11 protein-coding genes and 2 pseudogenes are annotated in these 15766 nt (G+C 61.1%); 6 read left to right on the top strand and 7 right to left on the bottom strand.

Annotated elements, in window-relative coordinates; translation table 11 throughout:
- The first annotated feature begins 142 nt into the window (after positions 1-142).
- On the top strand, positions 143-1057 hold the full coding sequence (locus ACYQ1A_RS03645) for a LysR family transcriptional regulator (RefSeq protein WP_499360286.1): 915 nt from the start codon (positions 143-145) through the stop codon (positions 1055-1057).
- Between the two features lie 12 nt (positions 1058-1069).
- Here the strand turns inward: ACYQ1A_RS03645 and ACYQ1A_RS03640 are convergent, their stop codons facing one another.
- The 5 genes and pseudogenes from ACYQ1A_RS03640 to ACYQ1A_RS03620 form a co-directional block, all read right to left on the bottom strand.
- Complete coding sequence (locus ACYQ1A_RS03640) at positions 1070-3916, bottom strand: ImpA family metalloprotease (RefSeq protein ID WP_499360284.1); 2847 nt, start codon at positions 3914-3916, stop codon at positions 1070-1072.
- A gap of 145 nt (positions 3917-4061) precedes the next feature.
- Positions 4062-4496, bottom strand: a pseudogene (locus tag ACYQ1A_RS03635) (methyl-accepting chemotaxis protein); the annotation flags it as partial.
- Between the two features lie 120 nt (positions 4497-4616).
- A pseudogene (locus ACYQ1A_RS03630) lies at positions 4617-5294 on the bottom strand (PAS domain-containing protein); the annotation flags it as partial.
- 238 nt (positions 5295-5532) lie between these two features.
- Entirely contained in the window at positions 5533-5802 is a 270-nt protein-coding gene (locus tag ACYQ1A_RS03625; RefSeq protein WP_499360282.1) for a hypothetical protein, read from the bottom strand.
- Positions 5803-5993: 191 nt separating this feature from the next.
- On the bottom strand, positions 5994-7127 hold the full coding sequence (locus tag ACYQ1A_RS03620) for an ABC transporter substrate-binding protein (RefSeq protein ID WP_499360280.1): 1134 nt from the start codon (positions 7125-7127) through the stop codon (positions 5994-5996).
- 446 nt (positions 7128-7573) lie between these two features.
- Between ACYQ1A_RS03620 and ACYQ1A_RS03615 the strand changes: the two genes are divergently transcribed.
- Positions 7574-9688: an acyltransferase family protein gene (locus ACYQ1A_RS03615; RefSeq protein WP_499360278.1), complete on the top strand. Its 2115-nt coding sequence runs from the start codon at positions 7574-7576 to the stop codon at positions 9686-9688.
- Here the strand turns inward: ACYQ1A_RS03615 and ACYQ1A_RS03610 are convergent.
- Positions 9672-10874 carry an MFS transporter gene (locus ACYQ1A_RS03610; protein WP_499360276.1) on the bottom strand — a complete coding sequence of 401 codons (1203 nt, stop codon included), beginning with the start codon at positions 10872-10874 and terminating at the stop codon, positions 9672-9674. The genes ACYQ1A_RS03615 and ACYQ1A_RS03610 overlap by 17 nt on opposite strands.
- Positions 10875-11043: 169 nt before the next feature.
- Between ACYQ1A_RS03610 and ACYQ1A_RS03605 the strand changes: the two genes are divergently transcribed.
- From ACYQ1A_RS03605 to ACYQ1A_RS03590, 4 genes are all read left to right on the top strand, one after another.
- Entirely contained in the window at positions 11044-11568 is a 525-nt protein-coding gene (locus tag ACYQ1A_RS03605) for a GNAT family N-acetyltransferase (protein ID WP_499360274.1), read from the top strand.
- Positions 11569-11849: 281 nt separating this feature from the next.
- Positions 11850-12134: a hypothetical protein gene (locus ACYQ1A_RS03600; RefSeq protein WP_499360272.1), complete on the top strand. Its 285-nt coding sequence runs from the start codon at positions 11850-11852 to the stop codon at positions 12132-12134.
- A gap of 100 nt (positions 12135-12234) precedes the next feature.
- A complete protein-coding gene (locus ACYQ1A_RS03595; protein ID WP_499360271.1) occupies positions 12235-13821 on the top strand; it encodes an aspartate:alanine exchanger family transporter in 1587 nt (528 codons plus the stop codon).
- Positions 13822-13830: 9 nt separating this feature from the next.
- Positions 13831-15201: a TAXI family TRAP transporter solute-binding subunit gene (locus ACYQ1A_RS03590; RefSeq protein WP_499360269.1), complete on the top strand. Its 1371-nt coding sequence runs from the start codon at positions 13831-13833 to the stop codon at positions 15199-15201.
- 24 nt (positions 15202-15225) lie between these two features.
- On the opposite strand, the gene ACYQ1A_RS03585 is transcribed toward ACYQ1A_RS03590, so the two are convergent.
- The gene (locus ACYQ1A_RS03585; protein ID WP_499360267.1) at positions 15226-15744 is read right to left on the bottom strand and encodes a cupin domain-containing protein; all 519 of its coding nucleotides are present in this window, start codon (positions 15742-15744) and stop codon (positions 15226-15228) included.
- Positions 15745-15766 lie beyond the last annotated feature (22 nt).

Genomic DNA, 15766 nt, shown 5'->3' with positions numbered 1-15766 from the left:
TGGATTGAGCCATCGCATTCCGAATCACCGGCTTTGATGGGTGGGTCTCGACCCACCCTATGCAACGGAATCAGTCATGCCGGGCAAGCCGAGTCAGACTCGATGCGCTACCATCCGTGCGCATTGATTCCGGAATGATCCGATGAGCTCCATTCTTGATCTTGAAGTGTTGGTGCGCACCGCCGACAGCGGCAGCATCTCGGCGGCCGCGCGCGCGCTCGATATCACGCCTGCGGCGGCCAGCGTGGCGCTCAAGCGGCTGGAAGACCGGCTGGGCACGCGTTTGTTTGTGCGCTCCACCCGCAGCATGCGCCTGACCGAAGACGGCACGCGCTATCTGGAAAGCGTGCGGCTGGCCTTGGGCGCGCTGCACGAGGGCGCAGCCGCATTGCGGCATAAAACCACGGGCTGGAGCGGCGTGTTGCAGCTGTCCGCGCCGTCCGACCTCGGCCGCAACCGGCTGCTGGGCTGGCTGGATGAACTCAAGCTGCAGCATCCGGCTTTGCGTATCCAGTTGCAGATAGGCGATCGGCAAAGCGACCTGTATCGCGAGCCGGTCGATCTGGCTTTGCGCTACGGCGTGCTGGCCGATTCCAGCATGGTGGCCTTGCCCATCCTTGAAACCAATCGCCGGGTTTTGTGTGCCAGCCCGGCGTGGGTACGACAACACGGCCCGCTGACGCATCCGACGCAACTGGCGCAACACAAAGCCGTCCTGTTTTATCTGAACGGCCGCCCCTATTCCAGCTGGCGCTTCAGCCAGGGTGACCAGACCGTAGAAGTAGAAATGAGCGGCGATCACCTGTGTGATGACGGCGATGTAGCGCGGCGCTGGACCGTGGCCGGGCACGGCGTGGCGTATAAGTCACGGCTGGATGTGGCGGCCGATCTGGCCAGCGGCGCGCTGGTCGATGTTTTGCCGCAGTGGGAAGGAGAACGCAGCCCGCTGTATCTGGTATGCCCGCATCGGGCCATGGCGTCGGGACGGGTCAGCATGCTGCAGACGTTTTTACGCCAGAAATGTGCGGCCGCCGTCGCACCGGCGGCGGCCGCTTGATTGCGCTGGCCGTCAGACCGGGTACGGCGGCGTGCTGCTGTCGATATTCATCCAGACGCCAGTCTGCAACTGGTTATGTTTGAGCGCTGGCAAGGCATAGAACTGCGCTGGCGCCACCGGCAAGCCCAGATCGACAATCGAACCCAGCGCATCCGCGCTGAGCGGAATGCCATACATGGCAAACATCTTGCGCAAGTCCTGGCCGATGATCTTCGAGCTCAATACGTAGAGCAGATCTGAATTGCCTATTGTGTTGCTGGCATAGCGGCCCATGCCGTAACTGGCGGCGTTGGCGCTGCTGAAGTTTTTGGCCACCAGCCGGTCACCCTTGGTCAGCAGGCTGAAAAAATCCAGCGTGGTTTCCATGGTGGGCTGGGCCAGACCGCTGCGATAGCGGGTAAACAGATAGGCCAGCTGGAAATGCACCGGCCGCATCACGTCCTGACTGGGGTTGCTCCAGACCCGCGTTTCCATATCGGCAATCTGCGCATCGCCGCTCAGACCCGTATTGCGGTTGGCCACAATCAGGCTGTACAGGCCCGGGTTATCGAGCGGATGGCCGCCGCTGATTTCGATGCCCAGCGTTTTGTACACGCGCAAGGCGGTGGTGCTGGCAAGAATGTTGTTATCGCATTCCACCACGCAGCCGTGAGTACCATCGGGCACGATATGCATCACGCGCTGCACCGTGTTGTGGCCCATTTCGTGCGCGTAACCCCAGCCGATATCAATACCGGCATAGCCATCGATCGGGTTGCCCGAACACAGATAACCGCAGGCGGCCAGCCAGCCGACAAAGTGCTGCACCACCGGCGCGTTATGGATCGGGCCATCGCAGGTCCAGCCCAGCGTGGCGCACAGATTGGCCACTTCGGTGGTCATGCCGGCGTCGTTGTAGCCATTGGCGATGTGGTTGCTCATGAACAGACCATCGCGGATGCGCTGGTTAACGTACACGGCCGGATCGGTATTACCGATGACCGCCTGCGCCAGTTTGGTGGTCTGTTCGATTTCGCCGCCGACCAGCTTGGTGGTTTGCCAGCCAAACGTGCCTGCTTTGAGGGCGGCCAGGGCATCGGCCGTGTCAGTCGCGCTCATGCTGCGGGTGAAATCAAAATGCGCGTATTTGGCGCCGCCTTTCACGCGCAGTTTGACCACGCTGTTGGCGGTGGCGCCGCTATATGACAGCACCAGCGGGCCCCCAAACGGCGTGACAAAATTCGTCGTCGCCGTGGTTAGCGGAATGTTGAAGGAATTGGGGCGGCGTGGCCGCAGATAGGTCGCATCGCTGTCCGTCAACGGGTTGCCCCAGGTGCGGATATAGCTGGTCTGGATACCCAGACTGCTGGCGCCTGCCGCATCGACCACCTGAATCTGCAAGGGTTTGCCGGGTATGGCGGCGCGGCCGATCAAGGTATTGCCGCTGGCTTGCGCGATGGTCACCTCGATCTCTTCCCAATCGCTGGCGACGGCCATGGTCTGCGCCGAGGCAGGCATGTAATCCCCCTGCCCGCCTGGCGAAACGCGGGTACCGACGCGGTTGTAATCCACCCACGAATCCGCGGCATAGGCGCGCAGAAAATTAGCGGCATCGCTGCGTAACACCTTGCCGTACACGATATTGGGCCGCCACAGATCGGCCCATAACACCAGCAGGCGCTGCAGCGCGTAACGCGCGTCTCCGGCAAACAGATCGACGCTGGCGCTTTGCAGTGTTTGCAGCTCGTTCATGCTGCGGGTGATGGCGCTGGGCGAACTGGTATCGCTGGCCAGATCGACGCTGATGCTGGCTTGCTTGAGCTGATTGAGCGTAGTCACCAGCGGCGTCAAGGTATCGGCGCTGGCCAGGGCCGCTGCGATGGTGCGCGTGCTGCTGACCGACACCGCCGCAGTCGCGGCAAAGTAGTTGCCGGGATAGCCGCCCAAAGTCATGCCCATGCCCGCCAACACCTGGCGCCCGCCGACGGAATCTCCCCAGCCCGGCTGCATGTAAACCACGGCTTTGCCCGCCGCCAGATATTGCGTTACCAGCGCCTGCAGCCCGGCATTGCTGGCGACGCTACCGCCAAACACCAGCACATCAGCGTTGTTCCAGCAGGTATTGGATGGACTGGTCAGATCGCAGCTGACGGCGACGGCGGTGCTGCCGGTACGTTCGATCAGCGCTTTGACATTGGCCGCGGCGTAACCGGCGGTGGCGTAGCGCACGCTGGCTGGCAGGGCGCTGTTGGCGTTGCCGCTCAGCAACCAGCCCCAGGCGCGGCGGAACAACGGATAGTGCTGCTGTTCTTTAGTGCTGCCCGCCATCCATGCCAGCACGTCGGCGCCATAGGCCAGCGCGCGGCCATTGCCGTAGGTGGCAATCGCGGCCAGGCTGCTGCCGTCATCGGCCGCCAGCAAGGTCATGGCAGTGGTCGCGGCACGCGGCGCGATATCGCTGCTGTTGGTACCGATATTGAGCGCGAGGCTGGGCACCAGCGTGCTGTTGCCATAGATGTTGGCGAGGATGCTGGCCTGCGCATCCCGCGTGCTGGTGGCGCTGGCGATGGCCATATCGAGCAAGGTGGCAGCATCGTCACTGGTCAGACCCGCCGGGTTGCCACTGGCCGCGGCGGCCGCGACGCGGTCCGCGCTGCTTATCGGCACTGGCGTGGTGCTGCCAGCGCTGCCGCTGCCAGCGCCGTCCACCGGCGCGCCACTGCCACTACTGCCGCTGCCGTTGTTACCACCGCTGGCGACACCGCCGGCGCCGGTATTGCCCGCCGTGCCCGTCGACCCATCGGCACCGCCACCGCCACCACACGCACTCAAGCCTGCCGCCAGGCACATTGCCAGCAGCCACGCACTCACTCGCATCATTCGTACACCCCGTATTTTGTTTTGTAGTGATTTGCGTCATTGCGTAACGCAGATACACAGGGCGGCGATGATAGTGGGATTAATCCGGCGCGCCGTACGGCGACGCCGGATGGTGTAGATGTCCGCAGCGCGGATAGCGCACGGACTAAGCGCTGGCGGCGTCACTCATCGAAAACTGGCCGATCATGCCGGCCACTTTCTGGTTGCCGGAGAGGATTTCGCGGATGGCCGCGCCAGCGTGAGTGGCGTGCGTCAGGCCTTGCTCAGCCTGCGCCAGCATATTGTGCACGCTGCTGATGGCATCACCGGTGCCGCTGTCGATACTGGCGATCATGCCCGCAACTTCTGCCGTCGATTGCGTGGTGCGCTCAGCCAGCTTGCGGACCTCGTCCGCCACCACCGCAAAACCGCGTCCGGCCTCCCCGGCGCGGGCGGCTTCGATGGCCGCGTTGAGCGCCAGCAAATTGGTCTGATCGGCAATGGCACGGATGGTGGCGACGATGCTGTTGATGCGCGAGGTTTGCGTGCCCAGCGTCTCGATCAAACCGGCCGCGTTCTTGGCGCTGGCCGCAATCGAGCCCATTTCTTCGACGGTTTTCTGTATCACCACACCGCCGTCACGCGACACGGCTGCGGTCTCGGCAGACAAAGCGCGCATGCTGCCGACCAGTTGCATGTCTTTGCGGATACTCATTTCGCGTTCGGTCACGTCGGTGGCAAATTTGACGATCTTATACAGACGGCCATCTTCGTCATACATCGGGTTGTAGGAGGCCTCCAGCCAGATCACCTTGCCGTGTTTGCCGCGCCGTTCAAACAGACCCGAGATATATTCGCCCGCATCCAGCCGCCGCCAGAACGTGGCGTAGGCCGGGCTGGAGGTATACGCCGGATCGCACAAAAGACGGTGATGCTGGCCCACCAGTTCGGCCTCGGTATAACCCACCGCATTCTGGAAATTCTGGTTGGCCTTGAGGATGGTGCCGTCGGGCGCAAACGCAATCACCGCCATCGACCGGTCCGCCGCCTTGATCTTGTTCTGGTATTCGTGTTCTTCCTCGGTGACGGCGGTGACATCCTGGGCAAATTTGACCACGCGCACCACTTGCCCGGTCTCATCGCGGATCGGGTTGTAGCTGGCCTCCAGCCAGATGGTGCGGCCCCCTTTGCCCACGCGCCGGAACTTGCCCGAAACAAAATCGCCATGACGCAGGCGTTGCCACAGTTGCTGGTATTCCGGGCTGTTGACGTAGCCGGGCTGGCACAGCATGCGATGGTGCTGGCCAACCAGCTCGGCCAGGCTATAGCCGACTACCCGCAGGAAATTGGCGTTGGCATCCAGAATGACGCCGTCCAGATTGAATTCAATCACCGCCATCGAACGGTTGATGGCGTCGAGCAAGCCCTTTTGTTGTGCCAGGGCGTGGCATTGCTGCTGCAGCAGCGCCTTCTGCTTGTGCATGAACATCCCCGAACCCCCTACTGATCTTGTTTTTGAATAATGAACAGGGTTTTTTAAATGCGTGTGGCAGGGTTCAGTCTAGCGCACGCCAGGCACGTCGCAAGGCGGCTTAAACCGCCTGGCTACGCGCTGGAACGGGGGCTGGCGCTCACGCTCAGTACGGCTGTTTGCCTTCGGCGCGCAGGGTTTCGCCGATGGCTTTGGTCAGTTGCGCATAGGCGGCGCTGACGTCGGCCGGATTGTGGCTGTTGGCGGCTTCGGCCAGGGCATTGAAGGTGACTTGCCAGGTTTCGGGGTTGGGCGTGTGTTCGCTTTCTTTTTTGACCAGCGCGTAATCCAGCGCGGCCTCCAGCGTGGTGAGCGTACGGTGCAAACCACCGGTTTCACCGGTTTCGATAGCAGGGGTCAGCGCGATGGTGGACATGGTTGGCACTCCGTAATGAACAAGGTGGGCGCAGCAAGCGCGACGTTTGCAGTATAGCCAGCGCCCCAAAGTAACAACGGCCCGATCGCACATGGCGTTTACCCCGTTCTGTCGGCTGGTTTAAGGCGATAAAAAACCCGGCCCTCTGCAGGAGGGTCCGGGTGGGTGCTGATGGCGGCGCTGTGGCGGGCTTAACGCGCCAGTGCCCCGGTCGGCGAAATCATCGTCATGTCGACAAAACGCGAACCGACGCGGCCATCGCCAAAGTCGAGCACATAGCCGCCCAGATCCACTTTCTGCAAGGAACTCAACGCTTTGAATACCAGCGGGCGGGTTGGACGTTTGCCGGCTTGCTTGAGGGCATCGGCCAGCAAATGCGCGGCCAGATAACCTTGCAGCAAGGCATATTCCGGTACACCCTGGTTCAGATAGGGTTTGGCATCGGACTGGAATTCGCGCACCAGCTTGCCGGAATAGCTGGCTGGCGACGGGTAGACCTGCGAAATCCCCAGGCCGGAGGCGGCAGCCGCACCGGCCAGGCGCACCACTTCGGTGGCCTGAATCTGTGACAAGCCATACAACTGCGCCGTGCCGCCCAGACCCTTGAACTGTTTGATAAAGCTGGCGGCCGGGGCCGACGGCACCATCAGAATGACCGCGTCCGGCTGCACTTTGTACAAGGCGCCGGCAGCCGTCTGGGTGTCATTGGCGGTCTTGTCATACCAGCCCTCGCCCACCAGTTGCAGCTTGCGCCGCGCCAGCTCGGCCTTGAGGGCGGCAACATTGGCTTCGCCCGCGCCGTCCTTCTGCGCCAGGACGGCAAACTTGCTCATGCCAAGCTTGCCATTGAGCAGGGCAACGATTTTTTCGATTTCCTGGCTGGAGCTGGCGCGCAAATGAAACAGATACGGGCTGCCCGGCTTGCGCAGATTCTCCGCACCCGAATCAACGCCCACCAAGGGCACGCCCGCGTTTTCCAGCGTTTTGCTATCGAGCAGTTTGCGCACCGCGTCGCCGTTCTGATAACCAAGTAGCGCCACCACATCGTTCTTGTTAACCAGATCGAGCGTATTGCTGACGCTGCGAGCCGGTTCGCCGCCATCATCAAGCGTGGTCAGCTTGACCTCTTGCCCAGCGATACCACCCTCCGCATTCAGATGCGAAAAATAGATGGACGCGCCCAGCGCGATGGCTTTGCCGGTTGCGGCATCGGGGCCGGAGGTGGCCACCGACTGGCCGACATTGATGTCTGCGTGAACCAGGGAAGATGCCGCCAGTGCGGCGACCGTCAATGCGGCCGTGAATACTTTTTTTGTCTTGAGCATGCCGGATGAAAACTTCTGCAAGGGCGATGCGGCGCCGAGGGATACGCAGGCCGCACTAGCGCCGTTAATCAAACGTAGTGCCGCTCGTGGACGGAACTAAGGGGCGCCATGATAAATGCATACAGGCACGCCGCCGCTAGTCGCGGGCTTGCGGTGTGGCTTCTGTGCACAGCTTTGCTGCAACGCGGCAAAAGCTTGTACTGCTTGTCAGCAAAGCATGCTGCTGCGCCGCAGCATCCAGCCACTTTTTTGCAATCTGTAAAGGAACTTCTGACAGACGACGCCACCTATACCGCATGGCAAGTCGCGTAGGCGACATCACCACGTAAGCTATCTTGTCTTTCGTTTAAGCTTTTGGCATAGTGCCCAAGGACGCCACGTGCCGTCCGCAGTCGCGGCCGACCCCGCTGCGCTGCAGCCCTTGCAATCTGGAGTGATGGACCCGCATGAATTCTGGACGTAAAGCACATATCGCGGCCATAGATGGCCTGCGCGCGGTGGCCGTGCTGGCCATTATCCTGTTCCACATCCAGTCCGCCTGGCTGCCCGGCGGCTTTATTGGCGTTGATATCTTTTATGTGATCTCGGGCTTTGTGGTGGCCAAATCAGTGGCCTCGGCGCCCACTGAGGGCCTGCTGGTTTATTTTCAGTGGTTTTATCGGCGTCGCCTGCTGCGCATCCTGCCGGCAGCGGCCGTATTCATTATCTTGATGTCGCTGCTGTCCACGCTGTTTATTCCGCCCTACAGCCGCTTTATTGAAGTCACCGGCATTTCCGCCCTGTTCGGCCTCAGTAACTTTGTGCTGCTGTATACCTCGGGCGACTATTTTGCCGCCGCCAGTTCCTACAACCCGTTTACCCACACCTGGTCGTTGGCGGTCGAAGAACAGTACTACCTGCTGTTTCCGTTTTTCTCTTATCTGATTCTGATCAGCCCGCGCACCTCGCCCCAGCGGCGCAAGCAACTGCTGTGGGGCCTGGGGCTTATTACGCTGGCTTCGATGCTGTATTGCGCCTGGCTGACCCCGCGCAATGGCGCAACCGCGTTTTATATGCTGCCCACGCGCTTCTGGGAACTCGGCGCCGGCTTCTTCGCCTTTGTGTTGTGCAAAAACCCCGACGGCAGCACCGGCCGCATTCTGCAGCGCCTGAACCAGCACGGCGCATTCAGCCTGCTGGCATTGCTGGCTTTGGGCGTGGGTTTGTGGATTGCCAACGAGAAAATGTTTCCATGGCCATGGGCGCTGTTGCCATGTATCGCAACCAGCGTGCTGGTGATCGGCACGGTGTTTGGCAGCACCAACCTGGTCAACCGCCTGTTGGCCAATCCCCTGTTTACCGCCATCGGCAAGATTTCGTATTCGCTGTATCTGTGGCACTGGGGCGTGATCGTGCTGATGCGCTGGACCACCGGCATCGACACCCCGGCCCTGCAAGCGCTGTCCATGGTGTTGATGACCGCCCTTGCCATCGCCAGCTATGTCTTGATCGAGAAGCCGCTGCGGTTTAATCCGTGGCTGGGCCAACGCGGTTATCGCCAGTTCTATTCCGTGGTGGCGAGTGCGCTGGTGGTGCTGTCGATTTTCAGCACCGCGCTGTATCTGGGCAAACCTGAGATCGGCCTGTTTGCAGCACGTGATCAACAGGTCTGGTCGGCGGAGACCTATGCGCCGCACCAAGTGGGCGACTGCGCTGCACCCAAGACGTTCAGCCATTGGCAAGGCGGCATGATCATCGCCTTTGACGGCAGCGACTGCGCGCAGGAAAAGCCGCAGCACATCTATATATTTGGTGATTCGCATGCCAGCTCGTATGAGCGCATGGCGCAGCGGCTGGCGGCCAAGGACGGTTATCAGGTTGAGATTGTCACCATGGGCGGTTGCAAGCTGGTGGGCTATCTCGACGCCGGCACGGTGGCCGGTTGCCCCGAGTTCCGGGTGCAGGCGCTCAAACGCATCGAAACCGAAGCCAGACAAGGTGACTATCTGTTGCTGGCCGGTCTGTACACCCGGCGCTTTCGCGATATCTGGGACAAAACCTATCTGCCAACCGACCAGATTGATCTGGCCATCAAGCCCGAGGATCACGTGGCGGCGGAGCAAATCCAGACCGCACTCAAACCCCTGGTCGACAAGGGCATCAACGTGATTCTGGAAGCGCCCAAGCCGGTGGTGACGGTGGCGCAATTCCGCTGCGCTGACTGGTTTAACCGCATCAATTCATATTGCCGCTCGGAAACCGAACCGACCCGCAGCGAGATGTTGCATCGCCGTTCGCGCGCCAACGCTTTGCTGCAGGAAGTGGCCACCGAGCCCGGCGTCAAAGTGTGGGATCCGTTTGATACCTTGTGCCCGGGCGCAATCTGCAAAGGCTATATCGACGGTAAACCGGTGTTTGCCGACACCGACCACCTGAGCGCGTTTGGTAACGATCTGCTCTATCCGGGCTTCAAGAAAGCCATGCAAAGCGGCAATGCCACCGCCAGTACCCGCCCGCGCGCCGCGCAAGATCAGGCCGCCCGCCCGGCAGGCAGCAGCGCCAGCCCTAACTCCGCTGGCTAAGCGGCGCGCCGGTGGGGGCGTCTTGATTGGCAGGATGCGCCGTGTTGCGCACGCGCCAGGCATTGGCGGTAATCGCCAGCATCAGCAGGCTGATGCCGCCAAAGGCCAGAGGCAAAGACGTCGCGTGTGCGGCATAGCCGACCAGGGCCGGCCCGAGCAGGATGCCGGTGTAACCCATCATCACCGCAGTGGGCAGCGCCACGCTGGCGGGCACGCCCGGCATGCGGCTGGCGGCGCCAAACAACACCGGCACGATATTGGAAGCGCCGAGGCCCACCAACACAAACCCTGCCACGCTCAAGGCCGGTAACGGCGCCAGCACGATGGTCAGCACGCCGCTGGCGGCGACCAGGCTGCCGCCCAGCACCACGCGAAACGGGCCAAAGGCCTTGATGATGCGATCGCCCGTCAGCCGCCCCACCGCCATTGCCACCGAGAACACCGAGAAACCAATGCCGGCACTGGCTTCATCAACGCCACGTTCAAAGCGCAAAAACACGGCGCCCCAATCCAGCATCGCGCCCTCGGTCAAAAAGGCGCAGAAGCACAGCGCGCCAATAATCACCACGCCCCGGTTATTGAACGCCAGATGGGTTTTGTGTTCGGCCGCCTCGGCCGGGCCATGCGGGATCAGCGCGGCGTAACTCCAGACACAAGCAATCGCGCATAACAATCCCACCGCCACCGCACAAACGCCCAGCGACAAGCCGGACTTGAGCAGGGCCGCCAGGATAGCGCCGCCGACCAGGCCTCCCGCCGAATACAAGCCGTGGAACGACGACATCAACGGCCGTGCGGCGATGTTTTCGACGGCTACGGCCTGGCTGTTCACGGTGATATCCAGCACACCGTGCTGCGCGCCAAAGATAAACAGCAATACCGCCAGCGCCCATGGTGTGGGCGCCAGCGCCAGCGCCGGAATCGACACCACCAGCAAAGCACCCGCCACGCGGATCAATTGCGCACTGCCCCAGCGTTTGATCAGATGCCCGGTGAGCGGCATCGCCACCATGGCGCCCCCGCCCAACGCCAGCAATATGCTGCCCAGTTGCGCGTCGTCCAGTTGCAGCCGGATCTTGGCGTACGGCACCATCACCGCCCAACATGCGGTGGCGACACCGATTACCAGAAACACCAGCCGCGTGGATAAACACGCTGGCTTCCAGGCCACAGATTCATTACTCATCGAAACCACTCCGGCAAATTCAAGGCGCATTGGCGACACGTGAATAGTGCCAATCTGCACTAAATCAAAGTTTGCTTATGGCCCGAATTTCTCCACAATCAGCTCATTCAAGCGCCCACTGAAAAGCCGATCCATGCATGCCCCCATCCAGCTCGAAACGCAGCGCCTGGTGCTACGCCAGCTGACTGCGGCGGACCGCGCCCTGTTTTTTGCCCTGCACCGCAATCCGGAGGTGATGCGTTACGTGGCCGATCCACAATCCGATCACCATCTGGATGCCAGGTTTTCCAGCCGGCTGCCACCATGGACAGCACAGTCACGGCACTGGCTTACCCTGGTCATGCAACTCAAAACCAGCGGCGCAACGATCGGTGTGCATGGCATGCAAATCCAGCAGTCCGGAATGGCGGACCTGGGCTATTTGCTGCTGCCGCAATGGCAGGGCAAGGGCTACGCCAGCGAGGCGACGGCGGCAGTCATCGCTTTTGCCTTCGAGCACTGCGGACTGCATACGCTGCAGGCGTGGGTGACGGCTGGAAACGTCGCTTCAGAACAGCTTTTACGTCGCCATGGCTTTGTGCTGGCGGCACGACTAGCTGGCGCCGTGCCGCTGCATGGCGAGGTGTATGACGACCAGAAGTTCATTCTCGAAGTGACTGAATTTATTAAGCATTCTCAGAAATTTCAGGATTGATCTGGCTCAATTTTTTGAGGGTGAAATCCTTTGCTGACGGCAAGCATTTGGCGCAAGCTGGCTGCACTCAATCACAAGGATCGCATCATGCCCCTCGCCGTAGACCCGGCCGCCGAAGACGCCGATATACGCCGCCACAGCCTGGTGGTACACAGCGGCTCTGATGGCGACTGCCGCCACTGTGAGTTGCTCTGGATTTTTCTGGCATACGCGGTCAGTTCACAGCGGTGGAGCATCAATTCGCAGAGGTGTATCAGCGCTTGAACCACATAGAGCTACGCTTGAACAGCATCGACCTACGCATGGATGGCATCGATCTACGCCTGGCCAGTATCGATCAGCGCTTATCCGAGGTAGATCGTCGTTTCGACAAAGTCGACCAGCGTTTTGATCGGCTGGAAGACTATATGGAAAAACGCTTTGATCGCGTCGACGATCGCTTTATCGCCATCCAGCACGAAATCAAAAGTGATTTCCGCATACTGTTCGGCGCGCTGATCACCGTGGCGCTGGGTCTGGCCGGGATGATTTTTCAGCTCACCCAACTGGTCCACACCCTGGTTTAAGCCAGGCCCGATTCCCTGCCCCGTTCTGTCCGGTTAGATCGCAATGCGCCCACTATATTAAGAGGCGGGCGCAGCGGGCCCGCATCTGACAAGGACGGCTATGGAAGTCATCAAGGCATTTCTGGAACAACAACCGTTGATGGTGATGTTTCTGACCATCGCACTGGGCCACCTGGCCGGTGAACTCAATATCAAAGGCTTTTCACTGGGTGTAGGTGCGGTGTTATTCGTGGCTTTGGCGGTGGGTTGGCTAGTGCCCAAAGCTGCGCCCGCCCCGATGATAGGCACACTCGGGCTGGCGCTGTTTTTGTATACCGTGGGCATACAATATGGCGGCCAGTTCTTGCTGGGCCTGACCAGCGTGGCCGGGCGCCGGGCCAATCTATTGGCGATTATCGGCGTGGTCTGCGCGGCGCTGGTGACTTTGCTGATCCAGAAATTCACCGGCATCAAACTCGGCTATGCCCTCGGCCTGTTTGCCGGTGCCGGTACCAGCACGGCGTCGTTGCAGGCCACCATCGCCACGCTGGGTAATGATGATGCCGCGGTCGGCTATTCCATCTCTTATCCCTTTGGCGTGGCCGGGCCGATTCTGCTGTTGTATATCGCGTTTCTGCTGCTCAAGCCGAAAATCGACGCTGCCGCCCCCACCGGCGCACGCGCATTGGAAGTCACCTTGCACAACCCCGATCTGGTCGGCAAAACACTGGCCGAGATCACCGCCGCCTTGCCCTCCGATGCGCAAATCGTCGCCCTGCGAACCGGCCACCACAACAAGCCAGCAGCGCCCGAGCTGGTGGCGCAAGCGGGCGACGGTGTGCTGTTGGTGGTCAGCAACGCCAACGTGTTGCAGCAAGTCAGCGCCATCCTTGGCGAGCTCACGCCAGGGCGCTTGATCCGCGACCGCACCGACCTCGATTATCTGCGCGTGTTTGCTTCACGCCCGGGTATAGTCGGGCGCGCCTTGGGCGATCTGGATGTGCCTGGTGGGCCTGGCGTCGTCATTACGCAGTTGCGCCGCGGCGATACCAACATCATGCCCAACCCGGATGCCGTCATCGAGTTTGGTGACCGCATCGGCATGCTGGCGCAGCGTGACCAATTTGCCACCTTGCGCAAGTACTTCGGCGACTCGATCAAAGGCACGGCGGAGTTCAGCTATATCTCGATTGGCCTGGGTATGGCATTGGGCTTTTTGCTGGGCGCCATCCAGATTCCCATGCCGGTGATCGGCAAACTGGCGGTCGGTGTCTGCGGGGTGTTGATTGTGGCGCTGCTGCTGGGCATCGTGCGCCGCACCCGTGGCATTAACTGGACCATGCCGCTGTCGGCCAATATGGTGTTACGCAACCTGGGCCTGACGCTGTTTCTGGCGCAAGTCGGGATGTCGTCCGGGCCCAAGTTCGCCGCCACCATCGCCGACACCGGCCTGCTGATGCTGGGCCTGGGTGCAATCGTGTTGCTGGCGTTGGCGCTGCCGGTGCTGCTGTTGGGCATATTTGTGTACAAGCTGCCCTACGACGAGCTCGCCGGTATTGTGGCGGGTGCCTGCGGCAATCCGGCCATCCTGGCCTATTGCAACAAACTGACGCCCACCGACCAGCCTGATGTGCGTTACGCGATGATTTTTCCGGCCATGACCATCGTCAAGATCTTGATCGTCGACGTCATCGGCTCGGTTTTATAAAGGAGCAGCATGCAGCACACGCCGCGGCCACAGCCGCATCTGGAGCAAGGCCGCCTGGTCATTCCGCGCCGCGATTTGTGGATGTTATGGGGTGGCATAGTCGCGATTATATTGCTGGCCCTCGCCACCCTGTTCTGGCTGGTCGAGCCTGCCCCGCCGCGCACCCTGGTTATCAGCGCCGGGGCGCAGGACAGCTCGTTTTTGCCCGCTGCGCAGGCTTATAAAGAAATCCTGGCGCGCAATGGCATTACGCTGAAAATCCTGCCGTCCGATGGCTCGCTGCAAAACCTCAGGCGCCTGCTCGACCCAAGCCAGCACGTTGATATCGCGCTGGTGCAAGGCGGCGTCGCACAAGGCCTGGATACTTCGCGCTTGATGTCACTCGGCAGCATGTTTTATGCGCCGGTGATCGTGCTGTATCGCGGCGAAGGCGTATCGCGCTTGTCACAATTTGCCGGCAAGCGCATCGCCATCGGCCAGGTGGGCAGCGGCACGCGCGTGCTGGCGCTGGATTTGCTCAAGGCCAACGGCATTACGCCCGGCGGCCCGACCACGCTATTGCCTATGGATGGCGAAGACGCAGCCAGGCAACTGGTGGATGGCACGGTAGACGCGGTCATCCTTAATGGCGATTCGACGGCGCGTAACACCATGGTGCGGCTGTTCAAAACGCCGGGCATTGCGATGCTCGATTTCAGCCAGGCTGCGGCTTATACCCGGCGCTTTCGCTATCTCAACGAAATTGATCTGCCCGCTGGCGTGCTGGATCTGGGCCAGAACATTCCGCCCGATACGGTGCATCTGGTCAGCCCGATGGTGGAATTAGTGGCGCGCGCCAGCCTGCATCCGGCGATTTCGGATTTGTTGATCGAGGCCGCGCAAGAAGTTCATGGCAAATCAGGCTTGTTGCAGCATGCGGGCGAGTTTCCCAACCCGGTGGCCCATGAATACCGCATCAGCGAAGACGCCGCGCGCTATTACAAATCGGGCAAAGGGTTTTTCTATCGCGCGCTGCCGTTCTGGCTGGCCAGTCTGGCCGATCGCATGCTGGTCTTGCTGCTGCCGTTGGCGGTGCTGATCATACCCACGCTGCGCGCTTTGCCCGCGCTGTACCGCTGGCGCGTGCGCTCGCGCATTTATCGCTGGTACGGCGCGCTGATTGCCATTGAACGAGGCGCGATGGCCAATGCGGTGGGGGCAGAGCGCGAGGCCTTGCTACGCCAGCTCGACCAGATCGAAAACGCCGTCAACCGCTTGAAAATGCCGCTGGCGCACGCCGATGCATTTTATGTGCTGCGCGAGCACGTCAACTTTGTCCGCACTCGTCTGCAGCAAGGCCACAACAGCCACGACGACGCTGAGGCCGGGACCAATATATAAACCGGGCCCGCCTGCCGCCGTAGCCTAAGGCTGTGCGGGCGTGTCGACGTCTTCGCCATCCCAGTAGCCGGGCACCACGCTGTCGGCATAGCCACGTCCGGTCAGTTTGACTTGCACAAAGCCGTTGTCCGTATGGATGGCCACATCATGCGGATGCGGCGTGCCCCAGACCAGATAGCGACAGGGTTGCTCGGTGTGGTTGATCAGCGCATGGCCCGCCTTTTGCCCGGCCGGAAAACACACATAGTGATCCGGCGTCATCACATAACGGGCGTCGCCCAGGCGCAAGGTGAGACTGCCCTCAAGGATCAATACGTGTTCTTCTTCCAGCAGGTGATAATGCGCGGGGTTGGCCTGGCGCCCGGGCGGCAAGGTTTCCAGCGACACGCTGATCTGGCTGCCCCCGCCGTAGCTACTCAGATGGCGATAATCCATGCCAAAGCGCAGACCATGGCGATGCTGCACCAGCGGCACTTGCGCCACATCAAACGGCTCGAACAGTCCGTCTGCATTCTGTGAGGTCGGTTCTGCTGCTTCTGTCATAACGGGCTCCTGCCGCGTTCGG

It is taken from the genome of Silvimonas sp. JCM 19000, from assembly GCF_054652575.1.
This window is presented reverse-complemented; position numbering and strand designations above follow the sequence as displayed.

Coding starts and splice junctions, on each gene's coding strand:
- ACYQ1A_RS03645 (WP_499360286.1), top strand. CDS start 143: ATGAGCTCCATTCTTGATCTTGAAGTGTTGGTGCGCACCGCCGACAGC.
- ACYQ1A_RS03640 (WP_499360284.1), bottom strand. CDS start 3,916: ATGATGCGAGTGAGTGCGTGGCTGCTGGCAATGTGCCTGGCGGCAGGC.
- ACYQ1A_RS03585 (WP_499360267.1), bottom strand. CDS start 15,744: ATGACAGAAGCAGCAGAACCGACCTCACAGAATGCAGACGGACTGTTC.
- ACYQ1A_RS03620 (WP_499360280.1), bottom strand. CDS start 7,127: ATGCTCAAGACAAAAAAAGTATTCACGGCCGCATTGACGGTCGCCGCA.
- ACYQ1A_RS03610 (WP_499360276.1), bottom strand. CDS start 10,874: ATGAGTAATGAATCTGTGGCCTGGAAGCCAGCGTGTTTATCCACGCGG.
- ACYQ1A_RS03595 (WP_499360271.1), top strand. CDS start 12,235: ATGGAAGTCATCAAGGCATTTCTGGAACAACAACCGTTGATGGTGATG.
- ACYQ1A_RS03590 (WP_499360269.1), top strand. CDS start 13,831: ATGCAGCACACGCCGCGGCCACAGCCGCATCTGGAGCAAGGCCGCCTG.
- ACYQ1A_RS03615 (WP_499360278.1), top strand. CDS start 7,574: ATGAATTCTGGACGTAAAGCACATATCGCGGCCATAGATGGCCTGCGC.
- ACYQ1A_RS03625 (WP_499360282.1), bottom strand. CDS start 5,802: ATGTCCACCATCGCGCTGACCCCTGCTATCGAAACCGGTGAAACCGGT.